At 61.6% G+C, this 16,748-nt stretch carries 13 protein-coding genes; 6 read left to right on the top strand and 7 right to left on the bottom strand.

The window, feature by feature from the left end; translation table 11 throughout:
• Window positions 1–90 precede the first annotated feature (90 nt).
• Complete coding sequence (locus AO240_RS12455) at window positions 91–1,533, top strand: hypothetical protein (protein ID WP_099236732.1); 1,443 nt, start codon at window positions 91–93, stop codon at window positions 1,531–1,533.
• Window positions 1,534–1,644: 111 nt separating this feature from the next.
• Here the strand turns inward: AO240_RS12455 and AO240_RS12450 are convergent, their stop codons facing one another.
• From AO240_RS12450 to AO240_RS12430, 5 genes are all read right to left on the bottom strand, one after another.
• On the bottom strand, window positions 1,645–2,508 hold the full coding sequence (locus AO240_RS12450) for a LysR family transcriptional regulator (protein ID WP_099236731.1): 864 nt from the start codon (window positions 2,506–2,508) through the stop codon (window positions 1,645–1,647).
• 144 nt (window positions 2,509–2,652) lie between these two features.
• Window positions 2,653–3,414, bottom strand: a complete 762-nt coding sequence (locus AO240_RS12445; protein WP_099236730.1) for an alpha/beta fold hydrolase — start codon at window positions 3,412–3,414, stop codon at window positions 2,653–2,655.
• Window positions 3,415–3,516: 102 nt separating this feature from the next.
• The gene (locus AO240_RS12440; protein WP_099236729.1) at window positions 3,517–4,932 is read right to left on the bottom strand and encodes an efflux transporter outer membrane subunit; all 1,416 of its coding nucleotides are present in this window, start codon (window positions 4,930–4,932) and stop codon (window positions 3,517–3,519) included.
• A complete protein-coding gene (locus AO240_RS12435) occupies window positions 4,925–6,916 on the bottom strand; it encodes a MacB family efflux pump subunit (RefSeq protein ID WP_177445816.1) in 1,992 nt (663 codons plus the stop codon). Before AO240_RS12435 ends, AO240_RS12440 begins: the two co-directional genes overlap by 8 nt.
• Window positions 6,900–8,072 carry an efflux RND transporter periplasmic adaptor subunit gene (locus AO240_RS12430; protein WP_099236727.1) on the bottom strand — a complete coding sequence of 391 codons (1,173 nt, stop codon included), beginning with the start codon at window positions 8,070–8,072 and terminating at the stop codon, window positions 6,900–6,902. The genes AO240_RS12435 and AO240_RS12430 overlap by 17 nt, the downstream gene beginning before the upstream one ends.
• Before the next feature lie 265 nt (window positions 8,073–8,337).
• Here AO240_RS12430 and AO240_RS12425 point away from each other — a divergent pair, with 265 nt between their 5' ends.
• From AO240_RS12425 to AO240_RS12400, 5 genes are all read left to right on the top strand, one after another.
• Window positions 8,338–8,820, top strand: coding sequence for a sigma-70 family RNA polymerase sigma factor (locus AO240_RS12425; protein ID WP_099236726.1), 483 nt, complete (start codon window positions 8,338–8,340; stop codon window positions 8,818–8,820).
• A 119-nt stretch (window positions 8,821–8,939) separates the two neighbouring features.
• Window positions 8,940–10,277, top strand: coding sequence for a lysine N(6)-hydroxylase/L-ornithine N(5)-oxygenase family protein (locus AO240_RS12420; protein ID WP_099236725.1), 1,338 nt, complete (start codon window positions 8,940–8,942; stop codon window positions 10,275–10,277).
• 104 nt (window positions 10,278–10,381) lie between these two features.
• Window positions 10,382–11,602 carry a putative DNA modification/repair radical SAM protein gene (locus tag AO240_RS12415; protein WP_058412789.1) on the top strand — a complete coding sequence of 407 codons (1,221 nt, stop codon included), beginning with the start codon at window positions 10,382–10,384 and terminating at the stop codon, window positions 11,600–11,602.
• Window positions 11,599–12,441: a TIGR03915 family putative DNA repair protein gene (locus AO240_RS12410; protein WP_099236724.1), complete on the top strand. Its 843-nt coding sequence runs from the start codon at window positions 11,599–11,601 to the stop codon at window positions 12,439–12,441. The genes AO240_RS12415 and AO240_RS12410 overlap by 4 nt, the downstream gene beginning before the upstream one ends.
• Before the next feature lie 298 nt (window positions 12,442–12,739).
• On the top strand, window positions 12,740–13,633 hold the full coding sequence (locus tag AO240_RS12400; RefSeq protein WP_099236722.1) for a GNAT family acetyltransferase: 894 nt from the start codon (window positions 12,740–12,742) through the stop codon (window positions 13,631–13,633).
• 522 nt (window positions 13,634–14,155) lie between these two features.
• Here the strand turns inward: AO240_RS12400 and AO240_RS12390 are convergent.
• Both AO240_RS12390 and lpdA read right to left on the bottom strand, forming a co-directional pair.
• Entirely contained in the window at window positions 14,156–15,175 is a 1,020-nt protein-coding gene (locus AO240_RS12390) for a branched-chain amino acid aminotransferase (protein ID WP_058413422.1), read from the bottom strand.
• A 194-nt stretch (window positions 15,176–15,369) separates the two neighbouring features.
• Window positions 15,370–16,746: a dihydrolipoyl dehydrogenase gene (gene lpdA, locus AO240_RS12380; protein ID WP_099236720.1), complete on the bottom strand. Its 1,377-nt coding sequence runs from the start codon at window positions 16,744–16,746 to the stop codon at window positions 15,370–15,372.
• Between the last annotated feature and the right edge of the window lie 2 nt (window positions 16,747–16,748).

Raw genomic sequence — 16,748 nt, 5'->3', positions numbered from 1 at the left:
ACTGTACATCCATACAGTCATGTTCTAGAGTTTATCCCAGGTGACCGGATGTCACCTGAGCTTCACTTTTTAACTATGGATGGATAAAAAATGAAATCGAAAAAAGCTTTGTTGCTGGGCGCGGCCATGATGGCCGCAAGCTTCACATCGGCCTTTGCCCTGGCCGAGCCACCGCTGCCTAAACTCAGTACTGATAAGGTCAACCAGGCGGTGCTTGACGCGCTTAAACCGGGCGGCACGCTTGTGCCGGAAAAGGTCTCGGACGCGTTTCGGCAAAAACTCCTGGACGCCAAAAACGGCAAGGCTAAAGCCGTTGCAAAGGCGGCTAAATCTGCGCCCTTCAACACCGCCGTCGGCGAGCTGAAAAAAACAGACCAGGCGCAGTTGCAAGCTGCGGCCAGCGCCGCCTTTGAACCGCTGTTCCCAACCCTCGATATCAACACCCTCTACACCATCACCGAAGTGCAAACGGGCCAGGAATTTCCGTACCACTTCAACCTGCCGCAAAACGCCCGTGTGTTGGTGCAATTGGTCGATCAGAGCGCCGGCGCCGATATGTCGCTGACCCTGTTCCGTGATGATGGCCAGGGCAACCTGGAAGTGGTTGCCAGCTCCGACAACGCCGGCAATGCCGATGAGTACCTGAGTGGCGTGCTGCCTGCCGGGGACTACTACTGGTACATGGTGGCCAAGACCGCGGACAACGCGCAGTTCAGTTTCGGCGTGGCGGTGGACACCAACATCGATGCGTTTGAACCCAACGACACTGCGCAAACTGCGTTCGTGCTGCCGGACTCGATGAACAAAGTGACCGGCAACCTCGACAACGCCGACGACGTTGATTACTTCGACTTCAAGGCGGTGCGCGGCCAGAGCGTGAGCATGTACTTGGCGGGTGACGCGAATGGCAGCCGCAACCAGTGGATCTTCGACCGCTTCGACGGCGCCAACTGGATTACCGTGCCAGCCGGTTCGAGTTCGACCTACCCGAGCGTAACGCCCGGCAGCACAGTCAAGGTGCGTGTGCGTGCCAACCCTGAAGTGGCGCAAGACCCGACCTTGCACTACCAATTGAGCCTGGGCTCTACGCCACGTTTGAATACGAGCAACGTCAAGGGTGACAACATCGTGCGTGTACCGGTGAGTGAAATGCCGCTGGCGACACAAACCGGGCGTGTGCTGAATTGGTCGACTCAATGGTCGGACTCGACCGGTGCGCCGTTGCTGGGCGTCACGCCGCTGCTGCGTGTTGACAGCCACTTCATCGACCTCAACTACCGTTGGGTTGACTACACGGCGACCACCAACAGCGCGGGTGTGTCTTCGGCCACCGCGAATATCGGCACCTGCGTGGGTGATTTCCGTACGGTGATCGACGATAGCAGCACCGGTGTGCCGTACAAGTGGGCGACCACGTATAACCAGGGTGGCTGGCGTATCGAGCTGGCGGAGTTCCCGGGTGTGGGCGTGGGGGGCAACAATGTGGAGTACGTTAGCCTGGGGCATATTTGCACTCAGAGCATCATCCGTTGATGGGATGAAGTGAGAAGGGGCAGCCTGTGTGGGCTGCCCCTTTTTTTGTGTGGCTGTGGTGAGCATCCCTGTGGATGCTTCCCGCGCTGTGCACGGCGCTGTTGGGTGGGTTCAAATCAACGGGTCCCAGCGTTGCGACCAGTCACTTTCCGCCTTGACCACGTCGCGCAGCAACCCCAGCGCTTGTTGCAATACGGCTGAATCGCGTGCGCGTGAGTACACCAGGTAGGTCGGGAAACTGAATTCAGGCGCTTTCGGCACGCGCTGCATCACACCGCTGTCGAGGTAGCTTTGCACCACCCGCGTGCGGAAATACCCGGCGCCGCCGTTCTCCAGGATGTACTGCAATGCCAGTGGGCCGAGGTTGAAACTCAGCGCGGCGCGAGCTTTTTCGGGCAGGGCGGCATCGTGCTGTTGGCGAAAACCCTGGCCCCAATCGATGTACACGTACGGGGTAGGCTTGCTGACCAATTGCACCAGGATCAGTTTTTCTTCGAGCACTTGCTCGACCTGCAACCCCGGCCAGTAGTGCGGCTGAAACACCAAGGCAGCGTCCAGCGCACCCAGTTCCAGTTGGCGCAGCAGGTAGTCGCCTTCGCGCACTTCGGTACGCAGCGCATGCCCCGGAATCTGTTCGCGCAGTGCCTGGGCCCAGCCGAGCATCAATGGGTTGCACAGGCTCACCTCTCCGCCGATATGCAACACATTGCGGCAGCCCTCGGGTAACGGCAGGTCACGCCGCGCGGCTTCCCAGGTTTGCAGTAACTGGTTGGCGTACACCACGAAGGCCTCGCCATCGGCGGTCAGCCGTGCACCGGCGCGGTTGCGCACAAACAGCGTGCTACCCAGCTGACTTTCGAGGTTTTTAACGCGCGCGGTGATGGCGGTCTGGGTGACGTGCAGTTTCTCGGCCGCCGCGGCCAGGCTGCCGCAACGGGTAATTTCGAGGAAGGTGCGTGCCAGTTCGATGTCCATGAAGCCCCCAGGGATGAATGGGCCACATTGTAGCGGCCGGGTATTGAAGAGGGCTCAAAAAAACGCTGAGACGCTGGCTGCCGATAGCGTGGAAGCGTCAACGCGGCCTGAGGTTTTCAGCGCGTTGAGGGCGTAAACCGGCGGTTATTCCCAACTGCCGAGGTCGAGGCAGCGCGTGGCGGCCGGCGGCTGCTTGCCACTCACCAGAAAATCAGCCACCCATCGGTTTACGCACCCGGCGGCTACGGCACCGGGCTGGGTCGGCTCCTTCAACAGCAATTGCTCAACGCCGTTGGCCGGCGGCTCGGCGTGCCCGGCGTTGACCAACACCATGCGTGCAACACGTTCGGAAAACAGTGCGGCGTAGCGGCTGCCAATGCGCGTGGCGTCAGCGTTACCGAGGTAGTTCAGCCGTGCCTCACCGAGTTGCTTGCGCACAAACTCCATGTCGAACGCGGCCTGATCAACGCCGCCCTCGCGGCTCAGGTCACGGGCGCTCAGTTCGATAACGTCATAGCGGTTAGTCAATGTGCGATAGGCCTGCGTGGCGTAGGACTCCCAGCGGCTGACCAAGTGGATAACAAAGGTTGCACCTTGGCCTTTTTGCGGCTCGCCGGCCTGAATAAATACCACCCCTTCACGGCTGAGCGGGTCACGCGCGCCAACACGGGTCATGGCCAGGCGCACATTGCCGCGCTTGGGCGCGGCATGGTCGCGAGGCACGTTGACGCTGCCGCACTGGGTTCGGTCAAGCACCTCGGGGTCCGGCCGTTCAAACTCGGGGAAGGGGCAGTCCAGCAGCCAGTCAATGGCAGTGGGCGCAATCAGCGGTTCGGCCAGCGCGCGGCCAGCCACCAGCCACAGGCAGAGGCACGCCAGGCTTCCTACAATCACGCAGGGTTTCATCAAGAGGTTCCGGGCAGCCGTGTGAAGGCGGCTTTTTACCAAGGACCCAGGGTCGGCGAATGTAGGTTTATTAAACGGATTGTGTAGGAGTTTGGAGTTTTGCTATTTGACGCGTGCGTCCCAGCCGCCACCCAACGCCTTGTACAGGGCAATACTGGCTTGCAAACGCGACAGTCGCAGTTGCACGTTCAGGTCTTGCGCTGCGTACAGCGTGCGTTGGGTTTCGAGCACCGTGAGCAGGTCTTCGGCGCCCGCCTGGTAGCGGCTTTCGGCGATCTGCAAGGCAGTTTGCGCCTGTTGCAGCTCTTCGGCCTGCCATTCGCGCTGCTGGTCGAGGCGCGTGATGCTGCTGAGCGACTTCTCGACATCGGCAAAGCCGTTGATGATTGCGCCGCGATACGTCTGTAGCAGTTCGTCCTGACGGGCGCGGGCCTTGTCGCGCTCGGCGCTTAAACGGCCATTGTTGAAGATCGGCGCCACCAGGCCCGAGGTCAGGCTGTAGAACGGGCTGCGCAGTATTTCTTGAGCCTTGTAGGCACCCGAACCCAGGGTCGCGCCCAAGGTCACCGCGGGCAGCATCGCCGCGCGGGCCACCGTGACGTCGGCACTGGCCGCGGCAAGCTGCGCTTCGGCCCGTGCCAGGTCGGGGCGACGGCTGAGTAACTGGCTGGGCACGCCGGGGCCAATGCTCGGCCAGGTCAGTGCCTGGAACGGCTCGGTGCCCAGGTTCAGCGCCTGCACCGGCTGGCCGAGGAGGGCGGCGAGGGTGATCAGTGACTCTTCGGCCAGTTGCTGTATCAGCGGCAGTTGCCGCTCTTGGCTGGCCACCAGGCTTTTCTGTTGGGCCAGCTCCAGGGCGGTGGCTGCGCCTGCAGCGTAGCGGGTGTGCACGAGGTCGAGCACAGTGCGCGCATTCGCAAGGTTCAGCTCGGCGATCTGCCTGCGCTGGCGCGCGGCGAGGGTTTGCGCATAGCGGTCGGCCACGTTGCCGAGCAGCGTCAGCTCCACCGTGGCCTGATCGAACTGGCTGGCGCGCAGGGTTTGCACGGCGCTGTCGCGAGCGGCGGCGCGGCCCCCCCAGAAGTCCAGCTCATAGCTGGCGGTGAGGTTAGCGCCGAAGCTGTCGACGGTGTTGTTGCCCTCTGTGGCGTCGAGGTCCGAACTGCCGCTGCCGCGCAGCAGCTTTTCACGGCTGGCGGTCAGGTTGAATTTGACCTCGGGCAACAACGGCGCACCGGCTATCACCGCGCTGGCTTGGGCCTGGCGCACGCGTGCCATGGCGGCGGCCACGTCATGGCTGTCACGTCGCGCCTGGTCGATCAGGCGATTGAGCCGCGGGCTGCCAAACTGCGTCCACCAGCGCTGGTTGGTCGCTTGGGCTACGTTGCGCTCAGCGTATTGCCACGCGGCGGGCGGTGTGATGCCGCTGTCGTTGGCGGGCGGGTTAGTGCTGCAGGCATTGAGCAACAGGCACAGGCCAAGCAAGCTCAGGTGCGGTGTGACGGAGGGTTTATTCACTGGTCAACGCCTTAACCGGATCGAGCCGGGCAGCTTTACGGGCCGGCATAAAGCCGAATACGACACCGGTGACCAGCGCACACCCAAACGCGCCAAGCACGGCCACCAGAGAAAACTGCACCGCCACCTCGGCCAGCACCAGCACGCCGCCCACCAGCAGCGCCAAGGCAATACCGCACAGGCCGCCGACCACCGAGAGCATCACCGCCTCGGTGAGAAACTGGCGCAGAATGTCGCGCTGGCGTGCCCCGGTGGCCATGCGGATGCCAATTTCGCGGGTGCGTTCGCGCACGGTCATCAGCATGATATTCATCACGCCGATGCCGCCCACCAGCAGCGAAATAGCCGCAATCGAACCGAGCATCAACGACAGCGTGTTCGCCGTGCGCGCCTCGGCCTGGATCATCGCGGCGTTGTTGGTCAGTTGGTAATCGCGCTTGCCGTTGTGCAGCTTCAGCATCAACTCATCAATGGCCTGTTCGGCCTCCTTCACCTTGCGTGCGTCGGCGGCGGCAATCACCACGTATTCGGGGTTGTAGGTGCCGAACAGGCGCACGCTGGCAGCGGTGTAAGGGATGGCGACGCGGTCGTCGCTGTCTTTGTTGCCGGAACTGGAGCCTTTTTCCGCGAGTACGCCGATCACCTGGAAGGGCACGTTTTCGATCAGGAGGTAGTGGCCGATCGGGCTGTCTACGCCCTTGAAGAGTTTTTCGCGGATACGGTGGCCGATCACTGCCACGGTGGCCCCGGCACGCTCGTCGGCCTCGCTGAAGTAGCTGCCCTCGACCACCGGCCAGTTGAAAATCTGCGGGAAGTTGACGTCGTTGCCGCCCACGTAGGCGAGGTAGTCGACGTTGCCGAAACGTACGCCTGCGTCGCTGCCATTGACCGGCATGATGCGCTTGACCTGCGGCAGTGTCGCCAGGGCCGCCACATCGTTGAGGGTGACCACCCCCAGCGGTGTACGCGGGTTGGGCGATGAGCCGCTTAAGTAGAGGATGTTGGAGCCGAACGCGCCCATCTGCGCCATGACCTGGCGTTTGCTGCCTTCGCCCACCGCCAGCATGACCACCACCGAGGCGACGCCGATGACGATGCCGAGCAACGTCAGCGCGGTGCGGAACCGGTTGATCCACATCACCCGCCAGGCCGCCTGCACCGCGTCCACCAGTTCGGCTTTCCAGGCACCGTTGTGTTCGGCGCCATCGGCCAGCCGCTGGCGCAGGTCGACGGCTTGCAGCGCGCCGCTGTTGGCCGGGGCGGGCACGCAGGTTTCACTCTGCGCCGAATCGCTGATGATCAGGCCGTCGCGAATCTCGATGATGCGGTTGGCGCGCGCCGCGACTTCACGGTCGTGGGTAATCAGGATGACCACATGGCCCTGGTTCGCCAGCTCGTCGAGCAGCGTCATCACCTCGGCGCCGCTGTGGCTGTCGAGGGCGCCGGTGGGCTCGTCGGCGAGGATGATATGGCCGCCGTTCATCAGCGCGCGGGCAATTGAAACGCGTTGTTGCTGGCCGCCGGAAAGCTGGTGCGGGCGGTTGCCGGTGCGCTCGGCCAGGCCCAGGCGGGTCAGCAGCGCCTTGGCGCGGGCGTGGCGTTCGGTGGCGCTGATGCCCGCGTAGATCGCCGGCATCTCGACGTTTTCCTGCGCCGAACCGGACGCAATCAAGTGGTAGCCCTGGAACACAAAACCAAAGGCTTCGCGGCGCAGCCAGGCCAATTCGTCGCTGCCCAAGTGCGCGACGTTTTCGCCAGCAAACAAATAGTCGCCTTCGGTGGGCCGGTCGAGGCAGCCGAGGATATTCATCAGCGTGGATTTGCCCGAGCCCGACGCGCCGACAATCGCCACAAATTCGCCGGCATGAATCGCCAGGTCGATGCCACGTAATACGTCGACCTGCGCGCTGTCGCCGCCGCCGTAGGATTTACGGATGTGCTTGAGTTCAATCAGCGGCGTGGTCACATCAACCCCCGTTGCCATCGGCTGGGCCGATCAGCACATGGTCGCCCTCGTTGAGGCCGCCGAGCACCTCAACCCGCAGGCGGTCGCTGGTGCCCAAGCGCACTTCGCGCTGTTCGATGGCGCCGTTTTTCGCCACCACCCGGGCGATCTGCGTGTCGCTGCCGTGGGTGCCTTGCAGGGCCGCGACCGGCACGGTGAGTGCATCCTGAACGCGGCTGGCGACGAAAAATACCTGGGTGGTCATTTCGGCCATCAATGCATTGTCGGTGTTATCGACGTCGAGCAACACGGTGTACAGCACCACGCGGCCACTGCCGGTTTTGCTTGCGCTGCTGGGGCTGCCATTGCCCTGGCTGGTCTCGTTCAGCGGCTTGGGCGGGATCGGCAGGATCTGGCGCACGGTGCTGGTCCAGCGCCGGTTGCCGCCGCTGAGGGTGGTGAAGTAAGCGCTCATGCCGGGTTTGACGTGGCCGATGTCGGCTTCCGAGACTTCGGCCCATACCGTCATCGGTGACAACTTGGCGATGCGCAAAATCAGCGGCGTCTGTTGCTGGGCGTTCAGGGTCTGGCCGACGCGCGCGTCCACCGCCACCACCGTGCCGCTCATGGGCGCGTAGATGCGCGTGTAACCGAGTTCTGCCTCGTCGCTGCGCAGGCTGGCCTGGGCCTGGCGAATCTGTGCCTGGAACATGTCGACGCGGGCCTGGGTGGCACTCAGTTCGGCCTTGGCGGTTTGCACGTCTTCTTCGCGGGTGGCATTGCCCGCGACCAGGCGTTGTTGACGGCGGTATTTCTGCCGGGCCAGTTCGTGCTGGGCGATCTGTTCCTGTAGCTGGGCCTTGAGGTTGTCGATGGCGTAGCGGCTGGCGTCGAGCTTGGCTTGTTGCGTTGCGGGGTCGATTTCTACCAGTAACTGGCCTTGCGTGACCTGATCGCCAGCCTCGACGTGGATCTGGCGGATTTGCCCGGACGCCTGAGCACCCACGTCGACATACCGGCGTGGTTGCAGCGTGCCCAGTGCCGTCACGCTGTTTTCAATGTTGCCGCGGGTTACGGTCACCGTGGCCAAGCTGTCACGGCCCGCAGGCAGCACCTGCCAGGCGGCCGCCGCAATGATCGGGAGCAGGCACGCGACAGCAAGCAGGGCACGTCGGGCAGGGCGGGGGCGTTTCATGCAGTGGTTCCAGCCAGGAGGTGTGGGCCGCAGTTGCGGAGGGCTGACTGATATACGAGAAAAATGCCCGAGGATTTAGGCGCTTACATAAGCGGTAACAGCTCTGTCGAATAAAAAATTCGCGCGTTGGTGCAAGACTTGGTTAAAAGTAGATGAGAATTACTATAAATTGCACGCACTCAAACTGCCATCATCCATGGCCGGTCTGTACAGGCGCGAATATCCGCGAAAAACGTTCACGGCGACTGCGAGGCGGTCGGGAGTCATGTTGGAAAACTACTATCGCGAGCTGGTGTGTTTCCTTAACGCCAAGCTGGGCAACCGTCAGGTGGCCGAGGATGTGGTGCATGACGCTTATGTGCGGGTGCTGGAGCGCGCAAGTGATACGCCGATCGAGCAACCGCGCGCGTTTTTGTACCGCACGGCGCTGAACCTGGTGATCGACGGCCATCGACGCAACGCCTTGCGCCTGGTCGAACCCCTCGAAGTACTCGACAACGAAGAGCGTTTTGCGCCCAATTCACCGCACGCGAGCCACGATCAGGGCCAACGCCTGGAGATGCTCGAGCGCGCGCTTGCCGAACTGCCGAAGGCCTGTCGCGACAGCTTCCTGCTGCGCAAACTGGATGGCCTGTCGCACCCGCAGATCGCCCAGCGCCTGTGTATTTCCCGCAGCCTCGTCGAGAAACATATCGTCAATGCAATGAAACACTGCCGGGTGCGCATGCGTGAGTGGGAAGCGCCCTGATCCATGATCAGTTAAATTTTATTTCACTGTCCTCGTTTCCTATCAACAGATGGCCTGTTGTTCAGGCCTTGAAGGTATTCACGCCCCATCGCCAAGGGGCTTATCCAGAGGACACTGGAATGACACAGGCAATTGCTTCGCCCGCGGTTCACGACCTGATCGGTATCGGTTTCGGCCCCTCGAACCTGGCGCTGGCCATCGCCCTGCAGGAGCGCGAGAAGACTCAGGGCAAACTGGACGCGCTGTTTCTCGACAAGCAGGCCGATTACCGCTGGCACGGCAATACCCTGGTGACCCAGAGTGAATTGCAGATTTCATTCCTCAAAGACCTGGTGACCTTGCGCAACCCCACCAGCCCCTACTCGTTCGTCAACTACCTCAAGGCCCACGACCGCTTGGTCGACTTTATTAACCTGGGCACCTTTTACCCGTGCCGCATGGAGTACAACGACTACCTGCGCTGGGTCGCCGGGCAGTTCCAGGCCCAGGCGCGCTATGGCGAGGAAGTGCTGGCCATCGAGCCGATTCTGCACCAGCAGCAGGTTGAAGCATTGCGCGTTATTTCGCGTGATGCACTCGGCGAACAGCATGTGCGCACCACCCGTTCGGTGGTGGTCAGCGCCGGTGGCACGCCGCGTGTGCCGCAAGCGTTCAACGCCCTGCGCGACGACGCCCGGGTGTTCCACCATTCCCAATACCTGTCGCGCATGGCCCAGCAGCCGTGCGTTGACGGTAAGGCGATGCGCATTGCGATCATCGGCGGCGGCCAAAGCGCGGCCGAAGCGTTTATCGACCTCAACGACAGCTTCCCCTCGGTGCAGGTCGACATGATCCTGCGCGGTTCGGCACTCAAGCCGGCCGATGACAGCCCGTTCGTCAACGAAGTGTTCTCGCCGGCCTTTACCGACCTGGTATTCCAGCAAGTCGGTGCCGAGCGCGAGCGCCTGGTCGCCGAGTACCAGAACACCAACTATTCGGTGGTTGACCTGGACCTGATCGAGCGTATCTACGGCATTTTCTACCGTCAGAAAGTTTCCGGCATTGCCCGTCAAGCCTTCCGCACCATTACCGTGGTCGAGAAAGCCAGCGCTGGCCCGCTGGGCATCGAACTGGCGCTGCGCAACAACGCCACTGGCGAAACCAGCCTCAGCCATTACGATGCGGTGATCCTCGCCACCGGTTACGAGCGCCAGATGCACCGCGAACTGCTCGCGCCGCTGCAAGCCTACATGAGCGACTTTGAAGTGAGCCGCGACTACCGCATCGTCACCGACGAGCGCTGCAAGGCGGGGGTTTACATTCAGGGTTTCAGCCAGGCCAGCCATGGCTTGAGCGATACCTTGCTGTCGGTACTGCCGATACGGGCGGATGAAATTGCCGCCTCCTTGTATGAACATGATCGTCATCGTGGCAAGGCGCGTTCGGCGCAGGATCTGCTCCTGGCGAACGCGAGCTGACGCACTACCGTTCAGCCGCAAGTTGCACCCAGCTTGCAGCTAACCCCTTGCAGCTCGAAGCTGGCTACTGATACTGTACAAAAAACCAGTACCGGTAGCCCGCCATGCAGTTGATCGAAAAACTCAGCATCCTCGCCGACGCCGCCAAATATGACGCGTCGTGCGCCAGCAGTGGCGCGCCCAAGCGCAGCTCCGAGGGCAAGGCGGGGCTGGGTTCCACCGACGGCATGGGCATTTGCCACAGCTATACACCTGACGGGCGCTGTGTGTCGCTGCTCAAGGTGTTGCTGACCAACTTCTGCCTCTACGACTGCCAATACTGCGTCAACCGGCGTTCCAGCGACGTGCCGCGCGCGCGTTTCAGCCCGGAGGAGGTGGTCACCCTGACGCTCGACTTCTACCGGCGCAATTGCGTCAGCGGGCTGTTTCTCAGTTCCGGCATCATCCGTTCGGCTGACTACACCATGGAGCAGCTGGTGCGGGTCGCCAAACTGTTACGCGAGGAGCACGACTTTCGCGGTTATATCCACCTCAAGACCATTCCCGAGGCAGACCCGGCATTGATCGCCGAGGCGGGGCGCTATGCCGATCGACTCAGCGTGAATATCGAACTGCCCACCGATGCCAGCCTGCAAACCCTGGCGCCGGAGAAACAGATTGTCTCGATCAAGCAAGCGATGCAGACCATTTACACAGGGGAGCAGACCGTACTCAACGAGCCGCGCGCACCGCGTTTTGCCCCGGCCGGGCAGAGTACGCAAATGATCGTCGGTGCCGATGACACCGACGACAGCACTATCCTCCACGGCGCCGAGGCGTTGTATGGCAGCTACAAGCTGCGCCGCGTGTATTACTCGGCGTTCAGCCCGATTCCCAACAGCCCGAAAAGCGTGCCCCTGGCTGCGCCGCCATTGATGCGTGAGCACCGCTTGTACCAGGCGGATTTTCTGCTGCGCAGTTACGGTTTCAGCGCCAACGAACTGTTTCAAGGCCCTGGCGATCTGGCGCTGGACATCGACCCCAAGCTGGCGTGGGCGCTGGAGCACCGCGAGGTGTTCCCGCTGGACCTGAACCGCGCCGAACCGACCCTGATTGCGCGCATCCCCGGCATTGGCCTGCGCACCACGCAGCGCCTGGTCGACCTGCGGCGCGAACGCAAGATCCGTTTTGAAGACCTGGCGCGCATGCGTTGCGTGCTGGCCAAGGCCAAGCCGTTTTTCATCACCAGCGATTACCACCCGCAACAGGCGGACAGCACCAGCGTGTTGCTGCGCGAGCAATTGCGTGACCGCCCGCAGCCACAGCAAATGGGCTTGTGGGGATGATCAGCCTGGAATGCGACAACCTGTTCAGCATCTGGCGCGAGCAGGCGCGCTGGCTGCTCAGCCATCAAGTCGACCCCAGCCAGGTGAGCTGGGGCAAGACGGAGGTGGCGGATTTGTTTGCCACTGACCAGCCGATTCCCGAAGGCCTTGGCCCGTTTCAGGCGCGAATCCCCAAGGCACTGTTAGCGTTGTTGGAGTCGGCGGCGTGTTATCACGGCGATCAGCGCTGGAGCTTGCTCTACGAGGTGTTGTGGCGCGTCAGCCATGGTGATCGCACGGCGATGTTGGCGGGCGACAAGCTCGGCAGCGAGTTGCAGCGGCGGATCAAGCAGGTCAGTCGCGAAGCCCATCATTTGCATGCCTTTGTGCGGTTTATCGCCTTGCCGGCAGAGGCGGGGCCGGAGTTGCCGGAATACGTGGCCTGGCATGAGCCGGCGCATGACATTCTGAAATCCGCCAGTGAACATTTTATCGGGCGCATGGGCCGCCATCGCTGGATGATCGCCACGCCGTTGGACGCTGTGTATTACGACGGTGAACAGTTGATTCATCAGCGAGAGTGCCCCGAGGCGTGGCAGCAACTGGCACAGAATGTGGAAGACCCGCACAGCGCCATGTGGCTGACCTACTACAGCCATATTTTCAACCCGGCGCGGCTGAACCCCAAGGTAATGGAGGGGCACTTTCCGAGCCGGTTCTGGAAGAACCTGCCGGAGGGCAAGTTGATACCGGGGTTGATCAGTGAGGCACGTACGGGCAAGCAGAAAGATGGGCAGGCCAAGCTGATTGGCGCCAAGCCGGGCAAGCAGATTGCGCCCCCGCTGGTTGCAGACCGCTGAGTGGTTAAATCAAAAGCGCTTGTGTGGGAGCGGGCTTGCTCGCGATGGCCTCAACCCGGTATGCCTGATGTGCCCGATGCGCCTGATGTACCGAGGTGCCTGCATCGCGAGCAAGCCCGCTCCCACAAAAAGCGGATTTGATGTGTACTCTAGACTCGCTTTTGATCTGCTTTAACCACTCAGGTCGGCTCCCACATTTGATCGAGTTGATTCGCTGTGAGGGCGCACTCAAAAGCCCAGCCACACCCCCACCTTGGTATGGTGGTACGCGTCATCGCCCCGTCAGCCAGGAGGAATCATGTCTATCGCCATTCGTCTCGCCCAGGCAACCGATGCCGACGAGATCAGCCAGGTCATCCTGGCCGCCTTGCACAGCAGCAATGCCCGGGATTACCCGGCGGATGTTATCGCACGCGTCGCGAGCAACTTCACCGCAGAGGCTGTGCTTGCCCTGCTTGAACGCCGGGTTGTACTGGTGGCGATTCAGGATCAAGTGATCGTCGCCACCGCGGCCCTTGATGGCAATGTGGTGCGCTCGGTATTCGTCAACCCCGCCCTGCAAGGCCAGGGCATTGGCCGGCTGTTGATGCTCGACATCGAAGTGCGCGCCCGTGAAGCCGGTGTCACGGTATTAAACGTTCCGTCTTCGCTGACCGCCGAGCCGTTTTATACCCAGCTGGGGTTTCACACCGTACGCGATGTTTACCACGGTAACGAACGTACGCTGGTGATGGAGAAGGTGCTGTCATCGCGCCACCCGATCGGGCCGTATCGCGACCGTCAGCACCGCGCGCAGGTGGTTGCTTTGTGGGAGGAGGCTTTTGGCTATGACACGGCGCATAACCTGCCGAGCCTGGCGATTGATAAAAAGCTGGCGGTCAACGACGGCTTGTTCTTCGTAGCGACAGATAAAAAAGCCGTGATCGGCACTGTTCTCGCAGGCTATGACGGGCATCGTGGCTGGCTGTATTCGGTGGCGGTGCACGCCGACTATCGGCGGCACGGCTTGGGTGCCTCGTTGGTTCGGCACGCCGAACAGGCGTTAACTGCGCTGGGCTGCATGAAGATCAACCTGCAGATCACCGGCGGTAATGACGCGGTGGTGGGCTTCTACGAAGCATTGGGGTACGCGGTAGAGCCGAGAATCAGCCTGGGCAAGAAGATTGCCGAGAATATCCCCACTCAATCCTGAAACCGCCGCAAGCCAATGTGGGAGGGGGCTTGCTCCCGATGGCGGTGGGTCAGCCAACTCATGTATCAACTGTAAAACTGCTATCGGGAGCAAGCCCCCTCCCACAAAAAGCAAAAAAAAGCAGATCTGCTGTATATGCAAATCCGCCTTTGATCTGCTTCAACCACTCAGGTCGGCTTTCAGGCCGCCGTGCTCTTGCTCTTGATCTTTGTGATCTTGATCTGAGAAGCGCCCCGTTAAACCACGATGGCCGCACGCAGGCTTGAATCCGTGGGTAACCCGGCAGGACGCCGGGTTAGCCGCGCTGGGCCAAGGATGGCCCATCGCGGCGGCCCCCGGGTTCAAGCCCGCGGGCGGGCATGCCGAGCCTAAGCGAGGCACCGAGTGGTGGGGCGAGAGCGTTTTGGTTACTTTTGGGCTCTATCAAAAGTGACTCGCTGTAAGAGCGAAACCAATACAAGCCATCACCCAAAGAACGGATATATACCCAACCTGAACAAAAAATTTTGCAATGTGGCCCGCTTAGACCTTTACGATCCAACCCGCTGGCGCTTCAACATCGCCAGTTTGCACACCCGTCAGCTCTTTATAGAGCTTCTGGGTGATCGGGCCGACCTCGGTCTCGCTGTGAAACACATGCAGCTTGCCGTTGTACTGGATGCCGCCAATCGGCGAAATCACCGCAGCCGTGCCGCAAGCCCCGGCTTCCTTGAACAGGTCCAGTTTGTCGATGAACACTTCGCCCTCGACCACTTCCAGGCCCAGGCGGGTCTGGGCCAGCTCGATCAGCGACAGGCGGGTAATGCCCGGCAGCACTGAAGGCGACTTGGGTGTGATGAACTGGTTGTCGTGAGTGATCCCGAAGAAGTTGGCCGAGCCGACTTCTTCGATTTTCGAATGGGTCATCGGGTCCAGATAGATTGCGTCGGCGAAACCGGATTTTTTCGCTTCGGCACCCGGCATCAGGCTGGCGGCATAGTTGCCACCGACCTTGGCGGCGCCGGTGCCTTGTGGCGCGGCGCGGTCGTAACCGGAGATCTGAAAGTTATGCGGCACCAGGCCGCCCTTGAAGTAGGCGCCGACCGGAATGGCGAATACCGAGAAAATAAACTCCGGCGCGGTACGTACGCCGATGTTGTCGCCGGTGCCGATCACGAACGGGCGCAGGTACAGCGCGCCGCCACTGCCGTACGGCGGGATGAACCGCTCGTTGGCTTTGACCACTTGCTTGCAGGCGTCGATGAAGGCTTCAGTCGGCACTTGCGGCATCAGCAGGCGGCCACAGCTGCGCTGCATGCGTGCGGCGTTCTGGTCCGGGCGGAACAGGTTGATCGAACCGTCTTTGCAGCGATAGGCCTTGAGGCCTTCAAAGCATTGCTGACCATAGTGCAGGGCAGTCGAGCCCTCGCTGATGTGCAGCACGTTGTCTTCGGTCAGGGTGCCTGCTTGCCATTCGCCGTTTTTCCAGACTTGGAGAAACCGCTTGTCGGTCTTGATGTAGTCAAAACCCAGCTTGTCCCAATTGATGCTCTCGTTACCCATGACACCCTCTATCTCTGTTCAACCGCCTGGTCGAGGCAGGCTTGTCGGTTATTTCTGGCTGGGCGCAACAATACTTCATTCTTGCTGTGTGTGGGAGCGGGCTTGCTCGCGAATGCAGGGTGTCAGTCAATACATCTGTGACTGATCCACCGCTTTCGCGAGCAAGCCTGCTCCCACAGGGGATTTGCGTCAGTTTACATATGCAGCGCGTGGCCCAAAGCCCTTAAAGCGGCTTCTTGTACTGCTTCACCGAGCGTCGGATGGGCGTGGATGGTGCCGGCCACGTCTTCAAGGCGTGCCCCCATTTCCAGGCTCAGGCCAAACGCGGTCGACAGCTCGGAGACACCGACGCCAACGGCCTGCCAGCCGACAATCAGGTGATTGTCGCGGCGTGCCACCACCCGCACGAAGCCGGTTTTGGATTCCAGGGTCATCGCCCGGCCGTTCGCCGCGAACGGGAAACTCGAGACGATGCAGTCCAGGCCCGCCGCCTTGGCGTCGTCCGGGGTCTTGCCGACCACCACCAGCTCCGGGTCGGTAAAACACACCGCCGCAATCGCTGCCGGGTTGAATTCGCGGGCTTTACCGCTGATCAGTTCGGCGACCATTTCACCCTGTGCCATGGCCCGATGCGCCAACATCGGCTCGCCGCTCAGGTCGCCGATCGCCCACACATTGCGCATGCTGGTCTGGCAGCGGCTGTCGATCTTGATCGCTGCGCCGTGCATGTCCAGGTTAAGCGCCTCAAGGTTCCAGCCTTGGGTATTCGGTGTGCGGCCCACGGCCACCAGTACTTGATCGGTCTCCAGCGACAGGGTGTCGCCATTCGGGTCACGTACTTGCAGCGTGTTGTCGGCAAAACCGCTGACGCTGTGCTTGAGGTACAGCTTGACCCCAAGGCGCTTGAGCGACTCCGCCACCGGCTGCGTCAGCTCGGCGTCGTAAGCGGGCAAAATGCGCTCTTGCGCCTCGACCACACTGACGTCGGCGCCGAGCTTGCGGTAGGCAATGCCCAACTCCAGGCCGATATAACCACCGCCCACCACGATCAGGCGCTTGGGCACGCTTTTCGGCGCCAGCGCTTCAGTGGACGAGATGATCGGCCCGCCCAACGGCAACATCGGCAGGTTGACGCTTTTTGAACCGGTGGCCAACAGCAGGTGCTCGCACTGGATGCGTTGGTCGCCGACGTCGACAGTCTTGCCGTCCACGACTTTGGCCCAACCGTGGATCACCTGCACGTTGTGCTTTTTGAGCAGCGCGGCGACGCCAGTGGTCAGGCGGTCGACGATGGCGTCTTTCCATTCCAGGCTTTTGCCGATGTTCAGCGTCGGCACAGCCACTTCAATGCCCAGCGCCGAACCCTGGCTGTGGTGCACGGTTTGCTGGAATTGCTCGGCCACATGGATCAGGGCTTTGGACGGAATGCAGCCGATATTCAGGCAGGTGCCGCCCAACGCCTGGCCTTCCACCAGAACGGTCGGAATGCCAAGTTGACCGGCGCGAATCGCCGCCACATAACCGCCGGGCCCGCCGCCGATAATCAGCAGTGTGGTATTCAAGGTGTGCATGG

Origin of the sequence: Pseudomonas sp. ICMP 460 (assembly GCF_002723595.1) — a bacterium.
Lineage (GTDB): Bacteria > Pseudomonadota > Gammaproteobacteria > Pseudomonadales > Pseudomonadaceae > Aquipseudomonas > Aquipseudomonas kitaguniensis.
This window is presented reverse-complemented; position numbering and strand designations above follow the sequence as displayed.